General features: G+C 74.5%; 19 protein-coding genes. 4 read left to right on the top strand and 15 right to left on the bottom strand.

Annotated elements, in window-relative coordinates:
- Window positions 1–16: 16 nt before the first annotated feature.
- The 7 genes from ACPU2J_RS33660 to ACPU2J_RS33630 form a co-directional block, all read right to left on the bottom strand.
- The gene (locus ACPU2J_RS33660) at window positions 17–967 is read right to left on the bottom strand and encodes an aldo/keto reductase (protein ID WP_361604467.1); all 951 of its coding nucleotides are present in this window, start codon (window positions 965–967) and stop codon (window positions 17–19) included.
- 171 nt (window positions 968–1,138) lie between these two features.
- A complete protein-coding gene (locus ACPU2J_RS33655) occupies window positions 1,139–2,350 on the bottom strand; it encodes a serine hydrolase domain-containing protein (RefSeq protein ID WP_423834763.1) in 1,212 nt (403 codons plus the stop codon).
- Window positions 2,351–2,437: 87 nt separating this feature from the next.
- Complete coding sequence (locus tag ACPU2J_RS33650; protein WP_423834762.1) at window positions 2,438–4,276, bottom strand: glycoside hydrolase family 35 protein; 1,839 nt, start codon at window positions 4,274–4,276, stop codon at window positions 2,438–2,440.
- Between the two features lie 151 nt (window positions 4,277–4,427).
- Window positions 4,428–5,540 carry a MerR family transcriptional regulator gene (locus ACPU2J_RS33645; protein WP_423834761.1) on the bottom strand — a complete coding sequence of 371 codons (1,113 nt, stop codon included), beginning with the start codon at window positions 5,538–5,540 and terminating at the stop codon, window positions 4,428–4,430.
- Window positions 5,540–5,719 (bottom strand): DUF6480 family protein, encoded by a 180-nt coding sequence (locus ACPU2J_RS33640; protein WP_361604479.1) that lies wholly within the window; start codon window positions 5,717–5,719, stop codon window positions 5,540–5,542. The genes ACPU2J_RS33645 and ACPU2J_RS33640 overlap by 1 nt, the downstream gene beginning before the upstream one ends.
- 45 nt (window positions 5,720–5,764) lie before the next feature.
- On the bottom strand, window positions 5,765–6,445 hold the full coding sequence (locus ACPU2J_RS33635) for an SDR family NAD(P)-dependent oxidoreductase (RefSeq protein WP_423834760.1): 681 nt from the start codon (window positions 6,443–6,445) through the stop codon (window positions 5,765–5,767).
- A 7-nt stretch (window positions 6,446–6,452) separates the two neighbouring features.
- Window positions 6,453–7,007, bottom strand: a complete 555-nt coding sequence (locus ACPU2J_RS33630; protein WP_420078258.1) for a DUF4383 domain-containing protein — start codon at window positions 7,005–7,007, stop codon at window positions 6,453–6,455.
- A 195-nt stretch (window positions 7,008–7,202) separates the two neighbouring features.
- On the opposite strand from ACPU2J_RS33630, the gene ACPU2J_RS33625 reads away from it, so the two are divergent.
- Complete coding sequence (locus ACPU2J_RS33625; protein WP_423834759.1) at window positions 7,203–7,679, top strand: hypothetical protein; 477 nt, start codon at window positions 7,203–7,205, stop codon at window positions 7,677–7,679.
- A 29-nt stretch (window positions 7,680–7,708) separates the two neighbouring features.
- Here the strand turns inward: ACPU2J_RS33625 and ACPU2J_RS33620 are convergent, their stop codons facing one another.
- From ACPU2J_RS33620 to ACPU2J_RS33610, 3 genes are all read right to left on the bottom strand, one after another.
- Complete coding sequence (locus tag ACPU2J_RS33620; RefSeq protein ID WP_423834758.1) at window positions 7,709–8,317, bottom strand: SMI1/KNR4 family protein; 609 nt, start codon at window positions 8,315–8,317, stop codon at window positions 7,709–7,711.
- Between the two features lie 69 nt (window positions 8,318–8,386).
- Window positions 8,387–9,337, bottom strand: coding sequence for a hypothetical protein (locus tag ACPU2J_RS33615; protein ID WP_423834757.1), 951 nt, complete (start codon window positions 9,335–9,337; stop codon window positions 8,387–8,389).
- A gap of 194 nt (window positions 9,338–9,531) precedes the next feature.
- Window positions 9,532–10,527, bottom strand: coding sequence for a winged helix-turn-helix domain-containing protein (locus tag ACPU2J_RS33610; RefSeq protein WP_423834756.1), 996 nt, complete (start codon window positions 10,525–10,527; stop codon window positions 9,532–9,534).
- Between the two features lie 281 nt (window positions 10,528–10,808).
- Here ACPU2J_RS33610 and ACPU2J_RS33605 point away from each other — a divergent pair, with 281 nt between their 5' ends.
- Window positions 10,809–11,351: a hypothetical protein gene (locus tag ACPU2J_RS33605; protein WP_423834755.1), complete on the top strand. Its 543-nt coding sequence runs from the start codon at window positions 10,809–10,811 to the stop codon at window positions 11,349–11,351.
- 86 nt (window positions 11,352–11,437) lie between these two features.
- On the opposite strand, the gene ppk2 is transcribed toward ACPU2J_RS33605, so the two are convergent.
- From ppk2 to ACPU2J_RS33585, 4 genes are all read right to left on the bottom strand, one after another.
- Window positions 11,438–12,394, bottom strand: coding sequence for a polyphosphate kinase 2 (ppk2, locus tag ACPU2J_RS33600; RefSeq protein WP_420078265.1), 957 nt, complete (start codon window positions 12,392–12,394; stop codon window positions 11,438–11,440).
- 41 nt (window positions 12,395–12,435) lie between these two features.
- Window positions 12,436–13,032, bottom strand: a complete 597-nt coding sequence (locus ACPU2J_RS33595) for a hypothetical protein (protein WP_420078266.1) — start codon at window positions 13,030–13,032, stop codon at window positions 12,436–12,438.
- 117 nt (window positions 13,033–13,149) lie between these two features.
- Window positions 13,150–13,452 carry a hypothetical protein gene (locus ACPU2J_RS33590; RefSeq protein WP_423834754.1) on the bottom strand — a complete coding sequence of 101 codons (303 nt, stop codon included), beginning with the start codon at window positions 13,450–13,452 and terminating at the stop codon, window positions 13,150–13,152.
- Window positions 13,453–13,623: 171 nt separating this feature from the next.
- Window positions 13,624–13,785: a hydrophobic protein gene (locus ACPU2J_RS33585; RefSeq protein ID WP_365490720.1), complete on the bottom strand. Its 162-nt coding sequence runs from the start codon at window positions 13,783–13,785 to the stop codon at window positions 13,624–13,626.
- A 238-nt stretch (window positions 13,786–14,023) separates the two neighbouring features.
- On the opposite strand from ACPU2J_RS33585, the gene ACPU2J_RS33580 reads away from it, so the two are divergent.
- On the top strand, window positions 14,024–14,197 hold the full coding sequence (locus tag ACPU2J_RS33580; protein WP_420078268.1) for a CsbD family protein: 174 nt from the start codon (window positions 14,024–14,026) through the stop codon (window positions 14,195–14,197).
- An 88-nt stretch (window positions 14,198–14,285) separates the two neighbouring features.
- On the opposite strand, the gene ACPU2J_RS33575 is transcribed toward ACPU2J_RS33580, so the two are convergent.
- Complete coding sequence (locus tag ACPU2J_RS33575; RefSeq protein WP_365075482.1) at window positions 14,286–14,870, bottom strand: snapalysin family zinc-dependent metalloprotease; 585 nt, start codon at window positions 14,868–14,870, stop codon at window positions 14,286–14,288.
- Window positions 14,871–15,252: 382 nt separating this feature from the next.
- Here ACPU2J_RS33575 and ACPU2J_RS33570 point away from each other — a divergent pair, with 382 nt between their 5' ends.
- Entirely contained in the window at window positions 15,253–16,866 is a 1,614-nt protein-coding gene (locus tag ACPU2J_RS33570) for an alpha/beta fold hydrolase (protein WP_423834753.1), read from the top strand.
- The last annotated feature ends 5 nt before the right edge of the window (window positions 16,867–16,871 follow it).

Genomic DNA, 16,871 nt, shown 5'->3' with positions numbered 1-16,871 from the left:
GCGGGCCTCCCGGCGCCTACGCGGGGACGGGCGGGGCAATCGCGTCGATCTCGGCGAGCAGCTCGGCGTCCAGGGGGCGGTCGGCGACCGCCGCGTTGGCCCGCACCTGCTCGGCCGAGGTGGCGCCCGCGATGACGGAGGCGCAGCCGGGCCGGGCGGAGAGCCAGCCGATGGCGAGTTCGAGCACGCTGCGCCCGTGCTTCTCGCCGATCACGGCCAGTGCCTCGACCACGTCGAGCCGCTCCTCGGTGACGTAGGAGTCGCGGCCCTCCAGGCGGGAGCCGGCCGGGACGGGCGCCCCGCGCCGGATCTTGCCGGTGAGCAGGCCGTTGGCGAGCGGGAAGTACGGGAGCACGCCGACCCCGTAGTGCAGTGCGGCCGGGACCAGCTCGCGCTCGGCGGACCGCTCCAGCAGGGACCACTCGTTCTGCGCCGACACGAAGGGCACCGCGCCGGTCTCGCGGGCCACGTGCGCGGCTTCGGCGAGCTGCCAGCCCGTGAAGTTGGAGTGGCCGACGTAGCGGACCTTGCCCTCGGCGACGAGCTCGGTGAGGGCGGCCAGGGTCTCGGCGATCGGGACGGCCGGGTCGTGGCTGTGCAGCTGGAGCAGGTCGATGTGGTCGGTGTCCAGCCGTCGCAGCGACTCCTCGACGGCGCGGCGTACGTACGCCCGTCCGCCGCGGGACCCGGCGGCGGGGCCGTACTTCATGTCGACGCCGTCGTAGCCGAACTTGGTGGCGAGGACGACCTGGTCCCGGCGGCCCTTGAGGGCCTGGCCGAGGAAGACCTCCGATCCGCCTGCGCCGCCGTAGATGTCGGCGGTGTCGAGGAGGGTGATGCCCGCGTCCAGTGCGGCGTCCACGACGGCGCGGGTGGCCTGGGCGTCGAGTCGTCCGCCGAAGTTGTTGCAGCCGAGGCCGACGGCGGAGACCAGCAGACCTGAGCTGCCCAGGGGGAGATGGCGCATGTGTGTTCGTTCCTCCGGCTCGACGGGCACATGACGATCAAGGAACCGTCAGTCTAGGGGTGTCCTGCCGATCATGCCGGGGCTTGGCGGCGTTCGGTGGGGCTTGACGTGCCTTGACCTGCCTTGACGTGCCTTGGCGGGGCTTTCCGGGGCTTGGCGGGCTTGGCGGCTTCATGTGGTCCGGCAGAGGGCCCGGTCGACCAGCTCGCTCAGGGCCTGCTCCTGGCGCTCGGCGGTCCGCGGGTCCGCGGAGCGGCTGTGCGCGGACACCGTGACGGAGCGCCGGCCGTCGGTGGTGGTGGCCGCCCGGACGACGTAGCCGAAGCCGCTTCCTCCGTGCCCGAGGTATTCGCCGCCGCAGGACAGCGGGGTGAGGAAGACGCCCAGGCCGTCACGGGTCCCGGCCGGGTGGTCGCCGCCGCCGGGCACCTCGACCGTGTCCCGCAGGGCGGCGAGTTCGGCCGTCGCGAGCAGGCGTCCCCCGGCCAGGGCGGCGAAGAAGCGGTTGAGGTCCCGGGCCGTGCCGGTCATCGAGCCGTCGGCTCCGCTGTCGAAGGGGCGGTAGGGGATGGTGGTGTCGACCATCGGGCCGTCTGGCGCGAACTGCTGGTGGTTGGTGGTGTGCGGATCCGGGAGGAAGGGCGTGGTGACCTCGGCGGTGGTGTCCCGCAGGCCGAGGGGGCGCAGGATGCGGTCGTGGACCTGCTGTTGCCAGGTGCGGCCGGTGACCTTCTCGACGATCATGCCCGCGAGCACGTAGTTGGTGTTGGAGTAGGCCCATCCGGAGCCCGCCGGGAAGCCGGGCTCGTGGCGCATGGCCAGGGCGACCAGCTCGTCGGGCCGGTAGGAGGTCCACCGGTGGGCGAAGTAGGTGCGGGCACTGGGATCGGGAAAGACGTCCTGGACGTAGTCGGAGAGGCCGCTGGTGTGCCGGAGCAGGTCGCGGACGGTGACGGTCCGGCCGTCGTTGCCGTTCCCGGACACGACTCCGGGCAGCAGCTCCTCCACGGTCCGGTCGAGGGACATCCGCCCCTCGCCCACGAGTTGGAGGACGACGGTGGCCACGAAGGTCTTGGTGGTGCTGCCCAGGCGCAGGGGGCCGTCCTGCGGCACCGGACGCCGGTCCTGCAGGCTCCTCACCCCGGAGACCGCCCTGACCGTGCCGCGCGGGGTGTCCACGCGGACGGCCACTCCGGTGACCCCGGTGTCGCGCAGCGCGTCGGCGCCGCGCTGCACGGACCAGGCCGTGCCGGCGGCGGGCGGCGCGGCCGGGGCGGCGGCGGACGCGGAGGAGGCGAAGGCGGACGTGGGGGCGAAGGGCAGGGAGGAGGACACGGCCAGGGCGAGTACGGCGGCTGCGGGACACATACGACGGAAGATCATGAACTCGAGGCTAGGAACCGCACGGAGCCGCCCGCCATCGGGGACGCGCCCGTTCCCGAACGGGGGCCAGCCGGATGGACAGGGCGGTCAGGCGAGCGTGACGACGGTGGTCCTGCCGAGGTCGGGCCGGTCCAGCAACGGCAGTTCGGCGCCGGGCGACTCCAGTTCCAGCACGACGATCTCGTTCTCCCCGGCGCGCCACAGCGGCCCGGGGGCGTAGAGGGTGCGCTGCGGGCCGCGCGGGCTGTCGTAGTGGCCGAGGAGGAAACCGTTCAGCCAGACCAGGCCGGTCCCCCACCCGGCCATGCCGAGGAAGGCGTCGGCGGGTCCGTCCGCGGGGAGCGCGTGGGTGAAGCGGTGGAAGGTGGGGCGCGTGCTGGAGGGGTACGGGCCGGACGGGTGCGGGCCGGGCCCGGCGTCGGGGGCGTGGTCCGGCGGCGACCAGTCGACCGGGCCCGGGTCGGTGAGGGGCAGCGGCCTGATCTCCCACTCGAACAGGTGCTGGTGTCCGTGGCGGACGCCGCGCCAGATGCCCTTGCGGTCGTCGAGCAGCGGGCCGTAGTTGACGCGTCCCCGCGCCAGGACGAGCACGTCGAGGACGGCTCCCGACGCGCCCACGGCCAGGTCGGGCCCCTCGTCGGGGGCGTTGCGGTCGACGACCCCCAGCGGTTCCCCGTCGGCGAACAGGTACGCGCGGTCGCCCAGGCCGTCGATCCTGACGGGCATGGCGGGCCGGGGACCGGTCACGACGGTGCGGTAGTGGATCAGTCCGTGGCTCTGCCCGATCCGCTCCATCGGCTCGGGGGCGGGGCGCAGCAGCGGAGGGCCGCCGCACAGGACGTCGACCCGGGCCAGCAGGTCCGCGCTGCCGGCGGGCGTGGCGAGTGCGGGGACGATCCGGGGCCGCGGCTCGGGCAGCGGCGCGTCGGGGAGCGGCAGGTACTTCCCGATGACCTCGCGGAAGGCGTGGAACTTCGGGGTGAGTTCGCCGGCCTCGCCGATGGGCGCGTCGTAGTCGTAGCTGGTGACGGTCGGTTCGTGACCCGGCTCTCCCGGGCGGCTGCCGGTGTGGTTGGCCCCGGCCCAGTAGCCGAAGTTGGTGCCCCCGTGGGCCATGTACAGGTTCACCGAGGCGCCGGTGGCGAGGAGTTCGTCGAGGGCGGCGGCGGCCTCGTCGACGGCGCGGACGTGGTGGTCCTCGCCCCAGTGGTCGAACCAGCCGATCCAGAACTCCATGGCGGCCAGCGGTCCGGTCGGCTGGTGGCGGCGCAGGGTGGCGAGGCGCTCGGCGGGCCGGGCGCCGAAGGTGGCCGTCGCGAGGCGCCCCGGGATCGTGCCGCCCTGCAGCATGGTGTCCTCCGCACCGTCGGCGGTGAACAGCAGGCAGTCCACGCCGCGTTCGACGAGGGCGCGTTCCACGTGGGCCCGGTAGCGGGTGTCGTCGCCGTAGGAGCCGTACTCGTTCTCCACCTGCACGGCGACGACGGGGCCGCCGCGGCTCGCGAGCAGCGGCAGCAGCTCGGGGGCGAGCAGGTCGAACCAGCCGTCCACCTCGGCCTCGAACCGCGGGTCGGAGCAGCGCAGGTGCAGCCCGTCGACGGCGAGGAGACGGGCGGGCAGACCGCCGAAGTCCCATTCGGCGCAGATGTACGGGCCGGGCCGCACGATGGCGTCGAGCCCGAGCCGCTGGGCGGTGCGCAGGAACCGGCCGAGGTCGCGCCACCCCGTGAAGTCGGCCTTCCCGGGGGCGGTCTCGTGGAAGTTCCACGGCACGTAGGTGTCCACGGTGTTCACACCGAGGGCACGCAGTCGCTCCAGCCGGTCCTGCCACAGCTCCGGGTGCACCCGGAAGTAGTGCAGGGCTCCCGAGACGATCCGGTGCGGACGTCCCGCGCGCCGGAACCCTTCCTGGTCGTACGTGAGCATGCGGTTGCTCCCGGGGGACGAGACGTCACCGTACGGTGTGGCCGCAGCCGAATATAGGAACGGCCACAACCCCGGTCAACGCCACCCGCCACGACGACACGCTGCACAACCGCACGCCGCACGCCGGAACCCGGCGCCGGCCGCGGCCGGGTCAGGCGGTGGGGTGGCGGCGGGGGTGGGTGAAGAGGTGTGCCACCGCGTCGATCGCGGCGCGCAGCCCGTGGGGCCGCACCGCCCCCGCCCTGGCCTGGGAGGTCTGCCAGCCGGGGCCCAGGAGGAGGACGAGGGGGGCGGTGCGTGCGCCCCGGAGGCCGAAGCCGGTCCGGGCGACCTGCCGGGCCAGGGCCGCGTCGGCGGTGGAGGCCGACTGGGACCACAGCGCGACGGCGGCCGGCCCCAGGCGCCGTACGGCTTCGTCGAGGGCCTCCGCGGGGACCGCAGCGCCGAACATCCGCGTCGGCAGACCGCGCTCGGCGAGTCCTGCCGCCAGCGCCTCCAGCGGGAGCGTGTGCTGTTCGCCCGGGGTGCAGGCCAGCAGCACGGGCGGGCCCTCGACCGGTGTGCCGGGCGGCCGGGTGACGGCGACCTTGCGCAGGGCCGTCGAGACGTGCCAGGACAGCAGGTGTTCCACTTCCACGTACCGCTCGCCCGTCGTCCCCCACTTCCGGCCGACCGCGTGCAGGGTGGGGGCCATCACCTCCTCCCACGCGGTGACCAGGCCGTGGTCGCGCAGGACCTCGGTGAGGAGGTCGTCGATGGCGGGGCTGTCGAGCCGGACGGCGGCGCGCGCCAGCCCGCGGCACTCCGGCCGTACGGCCCCCAGCGGCAGGCCGCTGCCCGCGCCGGCCGCCCGGGTGCGCGGCGCGGCGGACGCCGACGCGGGACCGGGACCGGGACCGGTCCCGGTCCCGGTCGACGAGGTGTGGGGGGTCGCGGCTCCGGTCTCCGGCTCGGTCCCCGTCGTGGGGACGCGGGTGGTCATGGCCGCGCGGGCGGCTTCGGCGGGCGGGATCCCGGCCGTCGTCAGCCGGCACATCTCGTCGAGCATCGCGACGTCGTCGCGCGTCCATCGGCGGTGCTTGCCCCCTTGACGGGCGGCGGGCGCGATCCCGTAGCGCTGCTCCCAGGACCGCACCGTGGTCGGCGAGACGCCCAGCCGCCGGGCCACGGCGCCGGTCGTGATGCCGACGGAACCGTCCGGGCCGCCCGCGCGGTCGGGCTCCGTGTCCGGACCGGCCGGCCCGCGGCTTCGGGCTGGGGCCATCACCAGCCCCAGATGCGGGCGACGAAGAACCCGGCGACCAGGACGGCTCCCACGACGATCAGGGCGAGGAAGGCCATCGGGTGTTCCCAGACCCCTCCGTCGGCGCGCTCGACGTGGGCGGAGGCGGTGGAGCCTTCTGCCGGGGGCGTCTCTCCCGGCGGGACCTTGGACGTGGACATGGTTTCCTCCGGAGCGGTGCGTCGGTGTCGTTCAGTCGGTGTCGTTCAGGACGGGGGCCCGGTCGGGGCGCCGGGGAGGTGTCCCAGCAGCCGATCGACGAGTACGGCCGCCTCCCGGCCGGGATCGGCGCCGCGCGCGAGGGGTGGTGGGCTGCCGAAGACGGCTCGCGTCGCGAAGCCGGTGTCCATGTGGGGCAGGCGCGCGTCGACGACGGCCACCCGGCGGCGGCGGAGTTCGCGGGCCACGACCCCGAGCCAGCAGGAGAGCGCGGACTTGGCGGCGGCGTAGTCGGCCGTCCCCGTCAACGGGGCGTCGACGATCGCGCCGGTCACGGCGGCGAGGAAACCGCCGTCCTCAACGGTCGACGCGGCGCCGCGCAGCACCGCCATCGGACAGAGGGCGTTGACGGTCATCAGGTGCTCGGCGACGTCGTCGGTGACCGTGGCCGCCGGCCCGAAGGCGGCCACGCCGACGGTGGTGAGCACTCCGTCGAGTCCGCCGAGGGCGGCGGCGGCCCACGGGGCGGCCGAGCCGCAGTCGTCCAGGTCGTAGGCGTCGATGCGGCGGGCCGGGCAGCCGGTGTCCGCGGCGAGGCCGGCGAGCCGGTCCGGGTCCCGCCCGCACACGGCCGCCTTCGCGCCGCGTGCGAGCAGCTCGTGCACCGCGAGCGTGCCGAGCTCGCCGGTGGCTCCGACCACCAGCACCCGCGGGCTGCTCCCGGTCATCGTCCGTTCACCGCCGGGGCAGCTGGGTCCGGGCCGGAGCGGCTGCACGGGAGACGATCGCGGGCGTCCGGGACGGGACCGCGCGGGCCTCGGCCGCGGCCTGCCCGGGGTGGCGCTGCTGCCAGTAGGGGTTGTCGTGGGGCAGGCCGCCGCTGACGCGGCCGTACATGCCGAAGGTCATGACCAGCAGGCCCATCAGGAAGCTGAAGATCACGTTCGTCATGCCGAAGTCGAGGATGTTGGCGGGCCGCCCGATGAGGAAGAGGTGGACGAACCCGCTCAGGACGAAGAGCACGCCGACGGTGATGTTCACGGTCGAGGCGACGTTGCCCCCGATCAGCGCCGCGACGAACAGCAGCAGCCCGACCACCACCGAGATCGTGCTGAGCAGTCCGTTGGTGGAGAGACCGGCGATCTGCTGTCCGGCGGTGTCGAAGGAGGACAGGCTGTCCGCGAACCCGAGGCATCCGAAGACGAGCAGGAGGAGCCCGCAGAGTGCGGCGCCGATGCGGTAGACCCGGCTGAGCGGGTGGTCGACCGGCAGTTCGTCACGCAGGTTCATAGGCACTCCCAGATCGCGTTCCAGGTCCCGAGGTGTCCAGCGTGACCAGATGCGGCATACGGGAAAAGTCGCGTCGTTTCCGCACCGAATCGGCCCGTACGGTCCGCCGGGGGCGGCGGCGGGGTGGGGAGCCGGGGCGGCGTCCGGGCCGGGCGGCGGCGGGGCCGCCCGGTCCTCCTCGGCAGAATGGGACGCATGAGCTCAGCAGCGACCCCACCGTCCGCCCTGCCGCGCGGCGCCACCGGCTTCTTCCGGCCGGAGGACGGACCCGTACCGGAGAGCGACCGGCGGGCCTTCCGGGCAGCACTGCACGCCGCCGCCCGCGCGGCCGGAGGCGCCGTGGACGACGTGGAGGAGCAGGCGTACCCCCGTAGCTTCCACGGCGCGACGATCCGCTCCGGCAGCGGGGAGGCCGTCGTCCTGTGCCACGCCCACCACCCCTGGATCGCCTTCGCACGGGAACGCCGTGACTGGTACACCGAGGAGTTCCTCGCGCCGCCGCCGTGGGCGGACGCCTTCGCGCACCTGGGGTTCACCGTGCTGGACCGTGCGACGCTCTGCCTTCCGCTGGCGGACGTCGACACCTCGGCCCTGACCCCCACCGAACGGCGCGCGGTGCGCGCCTACGGCATCACGACGCTGGGCGGCGTGCTCTTCAACGCCTGGGACTGAGCCGGGCGGTCGCCGCTACGGGTGTCGCCCTACAGGGCGCGCCGGGCGAGAACGAAGTCGGTGAGGGAGTCGGAGACGAGATCGGCTCCGACGCTCTGCTCGTGCCCGACCAGGATGACCTGCCCGTGGTGTCCGGCGGGGCCGGGGGTGAGGTCGACCGCGTACGTGTCGCCCCCGTTGCTCCCGAAGGCGATCCAGCCCGCCGACCCGGCCACGTGCCGCACCACCGCCGCACCGGCCGCCGCGTGATCCGCCGCCTCCCCCGCCCCCGCCCCGTACCAACTGGAGCCGCGGACTTCCGCGTCGACGGCGGACAGGTGCTCGAGCCCGAAGAAGTCGCAGCCCACCGCCCTGTCGACGGGGCACACCCCCTCGTGGTCGTACTCCTCGCCCCCTCCGGAGTCCTCCTCCCCCGACCCCACCACCCGGAGGAGCACCGTGAGCTCCTCGGAGAACGGCACACCGAGCCGGGCCTCGACGGCCGCGACCTCCTCCTCCGTCGCCCCGGCGATGCCGGGCAGGGCTTCGCGCAGCGTCCGTTCGAGCAGGTCGAGGTCCACCGAGGGGGCCGGGACCGGCACTCCGGGATGCGCGCGCGCCGCCGGCCGGTCGGCGCGCGGAGGCTGATGATCAGTCATGCCCGGACCCTACGCGGGGCCACTGACACCGACGGCGACATTCCCGGGCGGGGCATGCCGCGGAGCCTCTCATGGACCGGCGGGGAGACCCCGTACGGGGTGGCCGCCGGGCCCCTCCGTCAGCCACGAGCCGTCCCCGAGGGGCAGCAGATCGTACGCATCGTCCGCCGCTGTGGTGAGCGCGTCGCCGACCGTGCCCGTCCGCACGTCGACGGGGTGGTGGCGGAACCAGATCTCCTCGTCCTCCGACTCACCGCTCAGGGCGACGACGGCGGTGTGCGCGTCCAGGTAGCCGCCGCTCCATTCGAGGAAGGTGTCCTCCGGGTCGCACCCGAAGTCCCGTGCGGACAGGCGGAGGACCACCTCGCCGCCGGGATGGCGGTGGAAGGCCACGTCCGACTGGTCGTGGTCGACGGTCATGAACTGCTCCCCGGACGGTGCCACGTCGATCAGGCAGCGGTCCGGCCACCCGTCCGTCGTGAACTCCGGCCCGCCGTCGGCGCCGGCCACCCCCCGGAGCAGGACGGAGCCGTCCTGGCCCTCGCCGACGGTGAGGTAGACGCTGCCGTCCGCCGGATGCAGGTGGTGCACGCCGCCGTGGCCGGCCGTGTCCAGCTCCCGGCGGGCCAGCACGGCGCCGCTGTCCGCGTCGAGCACGACCCACTGGTCGCGGGTACCGCGCTGCGCCATCACGTCCGGCCGGTAGACCCATACGGTCCGGCCGTCCAGGGACAGCGCACAGCCGGCCCGATGCCCGTGGCTCACGTCCGGGCGGGGCCCGAAGTCCCGGGCCCAGAGCAACTCTCCGGTGCCGGCGAGGCAGACGACACCGCCCGGCGTCGTGTACACGACCCGTTCCAGGTCGGGTCGGACCACCGACTCCACGAGCTCGTCACCGGGCCGCGGCCGGAACACCGCGGCGGGCTCCAACGGCCCCACGGCGCCGGAGCCCACGACGTAGACGTGGACGAGTCCGTCGCGGTGACGCGTGATGACCTTCGGAAGGGGCACGGCAACCATCCGCCGAGCCTAACGACCGGGTCGGACAGCGCCGCCACCCGGTCGGACGTCGGTGGTGGCTCAGGCCAGGAACAGGGGGAACCTGGCCACGGGGGAACGGTAGTACGGCAGCGGCGGCTCCGTGCCGCGGAACCACCGTCCGCCGCGCGGACCCGCCGTGCTCCGCAGGACCGGCACGAGCGGCCGGGCGCCGTCTAGGGGTCGCTCAGCAGGGCGCGGCCCAGGGGCGTCAGGACGTGGCGGACCCCGTTCCCGTCCCGGTCCGTCGTCAGCAGCCCGGCCGCCCTCAGCACCGTCGCGTGGTGGCTCGCGGTCGCCGGGGACGTACCCGTGCGCCGCCCCAGCTCCGCCGTGCTCGCGGGCGTCTCGGCGGCCCGCAGCACCCGGGCGCGGGTGCTGCCGAGCAGGGCGCCGAGGGCCCCGTCCGGGCGGGGCGGGGCGGTGGGCGCCCAGACCCGGCCGTACGCGGGGAGGTCCCGCGCGACCGGGTAGCGCAGCACCAGCGGCCGGCCCGGATCGGCGTTGTCGACCAGGGCCAGCGGCCTGGGCCAGAAGAAGGTCGGTACGAGCAGCAGCCCGCGCCCCGCCAGCCGCAGGTCCGCGTCGGCCTCGCACGGGACGTGGAGGACGGGCGCGCACCAGCGGACCTCGGGGTGCAGGCCGGCGAGGAGCCCCTCGACACCGCAGTCGGCCAGGGTCAGCGCGCGCCCGGTGCGGTCGGTGTGCGCCGTCGCCGTGATCTGCGCCCAGTACGGGGCGACGGCCACGGCGTGATAGGCCGACAGGGCCTCGCGGACGACGGCGCCCCATTCCCGGTCGCCGTGGTGCAGCGCGTGGATCCAGCGCGGTGCCCGCGGGCGCTGCCGCGCGACGGCGTCCAGGTCCGCCGCCCACTGGAGGCGCGGCAGCGACCAGGTGTGGTCGATGCTGTCGGCGAGGGTGCCGGTGGCGGCGTGCGTGAACACCTCCGGTACGTACTCCCCGAGGCCGGCGGGGGCCAGGTCGAACAGCGGCCGCATGACCGCCCGCAGGCCTCCGCGCGTGCGCTCCCTCCAGCCCGCGAGCTCGACGCCCCCGGGCCCGCCGGCCTGGAGCACCGGCAGGCTCAGGACCGTCTCGGCGAGGGGGTCGGGGCAGCGGGCCACGCGCACGCGGGCGAGGTCCTCCGGGGTGAAGTGGACACGTAGCACCGGTTGTTCTCCGGAGGTGACGGCGACGGGGAGAGGACCAGCCCACGGCACGCTATCCGCCCCGGCACGGCCTCGTGGCGGCCCGCCGCGGAACTGGCCGGGAGACGCTGCCCGGCCGTCGTCCCGTGTCCGAATTCGATGGAGGTCGAAGGGTGTTGGCCGCCGCCGGAGCCGTGGGTGAGACTGGGCCCGGCCGCGACGCCGGGGGACGTGAGCGAACACCGTCCCCCGCGCGCCGGCCCGTAACCGACCGCCCGCCGTGACCGAGGAGCAGACCCGTCATGCGACTTCCGCGCCATCCGCTCGCCTCACGCACCGCCGTCGCCGTCGGCACGGTCCTCGCGGCCGCCGGCCTGCTGTCGGGGCCCGCTGCCGCCGCGCCCGCCGACAACGCCCCGGCGGCCGCCTCCACGGTGGCCTCGGCCCCCAGCGACACGATCATCCAGGGCACCAGCATGCTGGCGCGGGGCCAGGCCTGGTACTCGCCGGACGGCCGGACCATGCTCGCCCTGCAGGGCGACGGCCACGCCGTGCTCTACCACGACGGCGCGGCGATCTGGACGGCCCGCGGCAGCTACGGCGTCGGCAACCAGCTCTACATGCAGGCCGACGGCAACCTGGTGGTCTACGACGCCGCCATGCGCCCCGTGTGGAACAGCCAGACGCACTACCACCCGGGCGCCCACCTCGCCATCCAGAACTCCGGGAACATGGTGGTGTACTACGGCTCGACACCGCTGTGGTGGTCCAACTTCCGTCCCGGCGGCCCCGGGGACCCGGAGGAGCCCGGGTGCAACCCTCGCCCGGGCGAGCTCTGCCCCTGACCCGGCGGCAGCGGCACTCCTGCGGCCCCGGCAGTTCCGGCGGTCCCGGCGGAACGGTCCGCGGTGTCCTGCAGGTCTCCTCGCAGTCAGGGGTGGAGGCCGGGGCCGAGCGGCGGTCCGGCCAGCGGAGTGGGCGAGAGGTCGGTGGGCTCTTCACCGGACTCCAGGAGCGTGTCGGCGGCCCCGACGATGAGCTGGTCGGGGCGGCCGACCGCGGCCGCGTCCTTGCGGTCGTAGTCGACGTGCCACAGCAGGCTCCGCATGGCCTCCAGGCGGCCGCGCCGCTTGTCGTTGGTCTTGACCACCGTCCACGGCGCGTGCGTGGTGTCGGTCGCGCGGAACATCTCGACCTTCGCGGCGGTGTAGGCGTCCCACAGGTCCAGCGAGGCGAGGTCGGTGGGCGAGAGCTTCCACTGCCGGACCGGATCGACCTGCCGGATCGCGAAGCGGGTGCGCTGTTCGGCCCGGGAGACCGAGAACCAGAACTTCACCAGCAGGATTCCGTCCTCGACGAGCATCGCCTCGAAGGCGGGACACTGCCGCAGGAACAGCGCGTACTGCTCGTCGGTGCAGAAACCCATGACCTTCTCGACCCCGGCACGGTTGTACCAGGACCGGTCGAAGAAGACGATCTCCCCGGCCGCCGGCAGGTGGGCCACGTACCGCTGGAAGTACCACTCGCTCGTCTCCCGGTCGGTCGGCCGGTCCAGAGCGACGATCCGCGCCCCGCGGGGATTGAGCCGCTCGGTGAACCGGCGGATCGTGCCGCCCTTGCCCGCGGCGTCCCTGCCCTCGCAGACCACCACCAGCCGGACGCCGGCCTCGCGGACCCAGTGCTGCAGCTTCAGGAGTTCGATCTGCAGGATCCGCTTCGTCCGCTCGTACTCCCTGCGCCGGACCTTGCGGTCGTACGGGTAGTTCTCCCGCCACGTACGGATCGGCGCACCCGCGGCATCCAGCAGGACGGGCTGCTCCGGCCGGCGGTCGTCCACGCTGAGCCCGGCCAGCAGACCTTGGGAACTCTGCCCTTTCGTATCGTTCACACCGCGCGGCTACCCACCCGCCGCCCGGATATCACAGCGGTTCAGTGACCGTGGTAGAGGCGGTAGCCACGCACCGCGTACGGGGCCAGCGTGCGGGCGCTCCGCCACATACCCGGCAGGTGCAGACCGGGCCGCCGCTGCTCGACCCGCAAGGCCTCGACGACGATGAGACCGCAGGTCAGGGCGGGTACGGACCACTGGGCCCAGGACAGCTGCCGCTCGGCCCGGCGGGCGGCGCGCAGGGCACGGCCGGCCTCCTCCTCGTCCTGCGGACCGGTGGAGGCGGCGAGTTCGATCTTCCTCCCCAGGGCGCGGGTGCAGACGGTGGCCGCGAGCGCGCCCCCGGTGAGCAGGGTCTTGGTCAGGGCGGTGGCGGCGACGCCGCGCCGGGCGAGCGCGCGCGGGGCGTCGGCGGCGAGCAGACCGCCGGCGCCGATCAGGTGCAGGCCGATCGCGGCCGCGCCCACGGGCGCCCACATCGCCCACCCCGTGCCCGCGATCCGTACGCTCTCCTCCCGGCTCGCGCCCTCCGCCCGCGCGGTGCCGTTGAGGCCGACCGCCCCCATCAGGGAGCCGCCGAACCAGGCGGCCAGACCCAGGTCGTGAAGGCTTCGCAGGACTGTGTGGCGTTCCGGCATGGGTGTCTCCTCGCGCGGGAGGGCGGGCGCGCCGCCGGCCCTCCCGCCACCGTCACCCCGAGCGCCGTGTCGCGCCAGTGCGGCTGGTCCGAACGGCCCGACGGCCCGCCCGCTCCCTCACGAGGGCTCGGCGCCGGCCTGCCGGCGGGCCGGGAGCCGGGGGCCGTGTCCGTGGAGACGGGAGATGATCAGCACGGCACTCACCCAGAGGATCACCCCGCTCCACGCGAGCGCCTCGGAGCGGGCGAGGCTGCCGGCCGCGAGCAGCGTGAGCGCGCCCGGCAGAAGGACCACCAGGACGAGCTGGAGCCAGGGGCCCCGTCGTTCTCGGACGCCGGTCTCTGCCGGACGGCCGTGCAGCTCGGCGAGCAGTTGGTCCCATACCGCGGTCTCGCGCGGCGTCAGTGCGTTCCCGGCCACGTGTTCCTCCCCTGCTCCCGGTCCCAGGGTGCACTTGCCCGCCGACCGGCGGACCATGCGGGCCCGCGGGGAGGGAGGAGAAGGAGCGGACACGGCCGTGGCCTGCCGCTCCCAGCAGTGCGCTGGGGGACGGCAGGCCACGGGTGGTGACGGGCGGTCGGCCCGCCGTGGCTACCAGCGGTACCAGCGGCCGCTGCTGCCCTTGGGGCGGGCGACGAAGCCGATGAGCCACAGGACCAGCACCGCCAGAGCGATCCACCAGAGGATCTTCGCGGCGAAGCCGGCACCGAACAGGATCAGGACGAGGAGCAGGACGAGAAGCAGGGGAACCATGGTTATCAACCTCCGCAGCACCGCCTGCCCTGGCGCCGCTCGGCCATGCACATGACTTTTACGCGTTACTTACCTGCGCAGGCGGGCAGCAGTGAGCGCGCCCGCGGCGCGACGGACGCGCCCCGGGAAGGGGCTCGGGAGACCGGATCACGCGTCCTCGGGACGGGGGTTTGCGGCCGGCGATCGGGAGCAGGAGAGCGGTCACGACCAAGCCGGTACAGCAACGAGGAGGTCCCCGATGTCGGGTACGGAGAAGAGCAAGGCGCACGCCGAGCAGGCCAAGGGCAAGGTCAAGGAGACCGTCGGGCGGGCCGTCGGCAACGAGCGGATGACCGCCGAGGGCGAGGCCGAGCAGGCGAAGGGCAAGGCCCGCCACGCCAAGGAGGACGTCAAGGACGCCTTCCGCCCCTGACGGCAGCGGGACGCACCTGACAACAGCGGCCGGGCCCCGACCTCTCCACAGGTCGGGGCCCGGCCGCGTCGCGTGCGCGCGCCGGCGGTCAGGGGGCGTCGACGAGCACCCGGCCGTCGGTCGGGACGGCGGCCGCGAGCCCGTTGGCGTACGCGTTCTGCACGCGGGCGCGCTCCGTCGCGTTGGGCACGGCGTTGGCGCAGGCCGTCCCGGCGCTGGAGCCGGACATCAGCTGGGAGCAGGGCCCCGGCTTGGTGTCCGGGAGGCCCAGGCTGTGGCCCAGCTCGTGCGCGGCGATGCGCGTCTTGTCGTACCCCTGGCTCACGGCCTGCGCGCCGAGTTCGACCCGGACCTGCCGCCCCGGTCGGACCGGGCCGAGGGTGGCCTGCGGCCAGCCGGTGGTGGCCACGATGACGATCTCGGCCCGGGTCCCGGGCGCGGCCTCCACGAGCCGTACGTTGCTGACGTTCGCGTTCCAGTTCGCGACCCCGGCCGCGATGGCGGCTTCCCAGCCGCCGGCCCGGCTGTCGTCGTAACGAAGGGTCACGACCGCCGCGGCGGCGTCCGGTGCGGGTGCCGGTAAGGGTGCGGGGGCCGCGGTCGCGGCGGTCGCCGCCGCGAGGACGAGCGCGGCGGCGGAGGTGCCTGCTTTCAGCCAGGTGCCCAGGGACATGGTCGTCTTCCTTCATGCGTGGGGGGCCCGGCCCCTCGGCGGAGCCGGGGCACTGGAGGCGCCACCGACCGCCTGTGGGAAGCGAGTTCGGGCGGCAGACCCTCCGGAGCCCTAAGAAGGTAGCCCCGCACCGCAGCGATACGTCATGCACCTGCCAGCCATTTCCTGCGGGCACTCCGGCCGACGCCCGGTCAGCGGGCGGCCGACCACGTCGCGGAGACCGCGTCGCAGTGGCCGGTACACGTGGTCACCGGCCGTGACCGCTGCGGATGCAGCCGACCGCGCCAGCCGGTAGCGTCGAAGGGCGCGCGCGTTCCGCCCAACCGCCGCGGCCCGACACGGTCGCCGGCCGCCGCCGCTGCCGGCCGAGGAACGAGGCCCCATGCCCAAGCACAGCACTCGCGCGGCGGCCGCCGCGGCGGCCCTGGCCTGTCTCGCGGCCTGCGGCCCGCTGCCGGGCGGCTTCGCGGAGCCGGCCGGGCGGACCGCCGGAATGCAGACCGCCGGAACCGGCACCGGCGACGCGGCCGCCCCGACGCCGTCCGCTCCGACCCCGCCCGCCGCGTCTACGGCCCCCCGGTTCGTGCCGGGCCCCTGCCCGAAGACACCGGAGCCCGTCGAAGCGCTGGCCACCGCGCAGTGCGGGGTCCTGGAGGTCCCGGAGAACCGCTCGCGCCCCGAGGGACGCACCATCAGGCTGGCCGTGGCCAGGATTCCGGCCGCCGCGGACAAGCCGGCCCCGGACCCGGTGGTGTTCATGGCGGGCGGACCCGGCGCCGACACCTTCGACGACATCCCCTTCCTCGTCGAGTCCGGCCTGAACAAGGACCGCGAGCTGATCGTCATGGCCCAGCGCGGCAACCTCCACGACCGGCCGAACCTCGCCTGCCCGGAGGTCGACCGGTTCAACGAGCAGGCCGTCGGCCTCGGCTACGACTCGCAGCAGGCGGAACGCATCCTGCTGAAGGCCGTGACGGACTGCCGGGCCCGTCTCGTCGCCGACGGCGTCGACCTGGACGCCTACAACACCACCGAGAACGCGGCGGACTTCGCCGACCTGCGCACCGCCCTCGGCATCCCCCGGTGGAACGTCTACGGCTACTCCTACGGCAGCAACCTCGCCCTCACCTACCTGCGTCTGCACCCCGAGGGCATCCGGGCGCTCGCGATCGACTCCGTCTCCCCTCCCCAGTCGGTGACCCTGCCGTGGACGTGGGGCAGCACCGCCGAGGGCATCCGGAACATCTTCGCGGCGTGCGCGGCGCAGCCTGCCTGCAAGAGCCGCTACCCGGACCTCCCCGGCCTGCTGACTGAGCAGGTGCGCAAGCTCGAGGCGAACCCCCTGACCCTGGACGTCACCCCGCCGGGCGGCGGGAAGCCGGTCAGGACCGTCCTCGACGGGGGCGCCCTGCTGAATCTGATCGTCGCCTTCACCCCCCGGCCCAAGGACATCCCGGCGGCCCTCGACGAGCTCAGCCGCGGCAACCCGGAGCGTTTCGCCCAGGCCCGCGCAGCCGGATCCGTACAGAGGACCGGGGAGTTCGCGCACGGTCTGACGAACTCGATCGCCTGCGCCGAATGGGCGCCGGGCTATGCGGAGGCGGACGTGCTGGAAGCGGGCCGGAAGGTCTACCCGGACTGGCCGGACTCGGTGCTGGCCCAGGCGCCGCAACTCCCCTTCCAGTACCCGGTGTGCGACGTCTGGGACGTCGCGGACCGCGCGGAGATCCAGCGGGTGGCCACGGCGAGCTCGGTGCCCGCGCTCATCGTATCCGGCAGCTTCGACGTCAAGACCGGCGCGAGCTGGGCGAAGGAGGTGGCGGCGGACCTGCCCCGCTCGACGTCCGTGGTCGTGCCGGGCATCGGCCACTGGGTGGTCCCGCAGTCGCCGTGCGCGCAGCGCGTCCTGGCGTCGTTCTTCGCCCGCCCGACCGCTCCCGACACCTCCTGCATGGAGGGTCTGGAGCCGGCACCGTTCACGATCGCTCCGAGATGACCGGG

Origin of the sequence: Streptomyces manipurensis (assembly GCF_049570255.1) — a bacterium.
Taxonomy (GTDB): Bacteria; Actinomycetota; Actinomycetes; order Streptomycetales; family Streptomycetaceae; genus Streptomyces; species Streptomyces manipurensis.
This window is presented reverse-complemented; position numbering and strand designations above follow the sequence as displayed.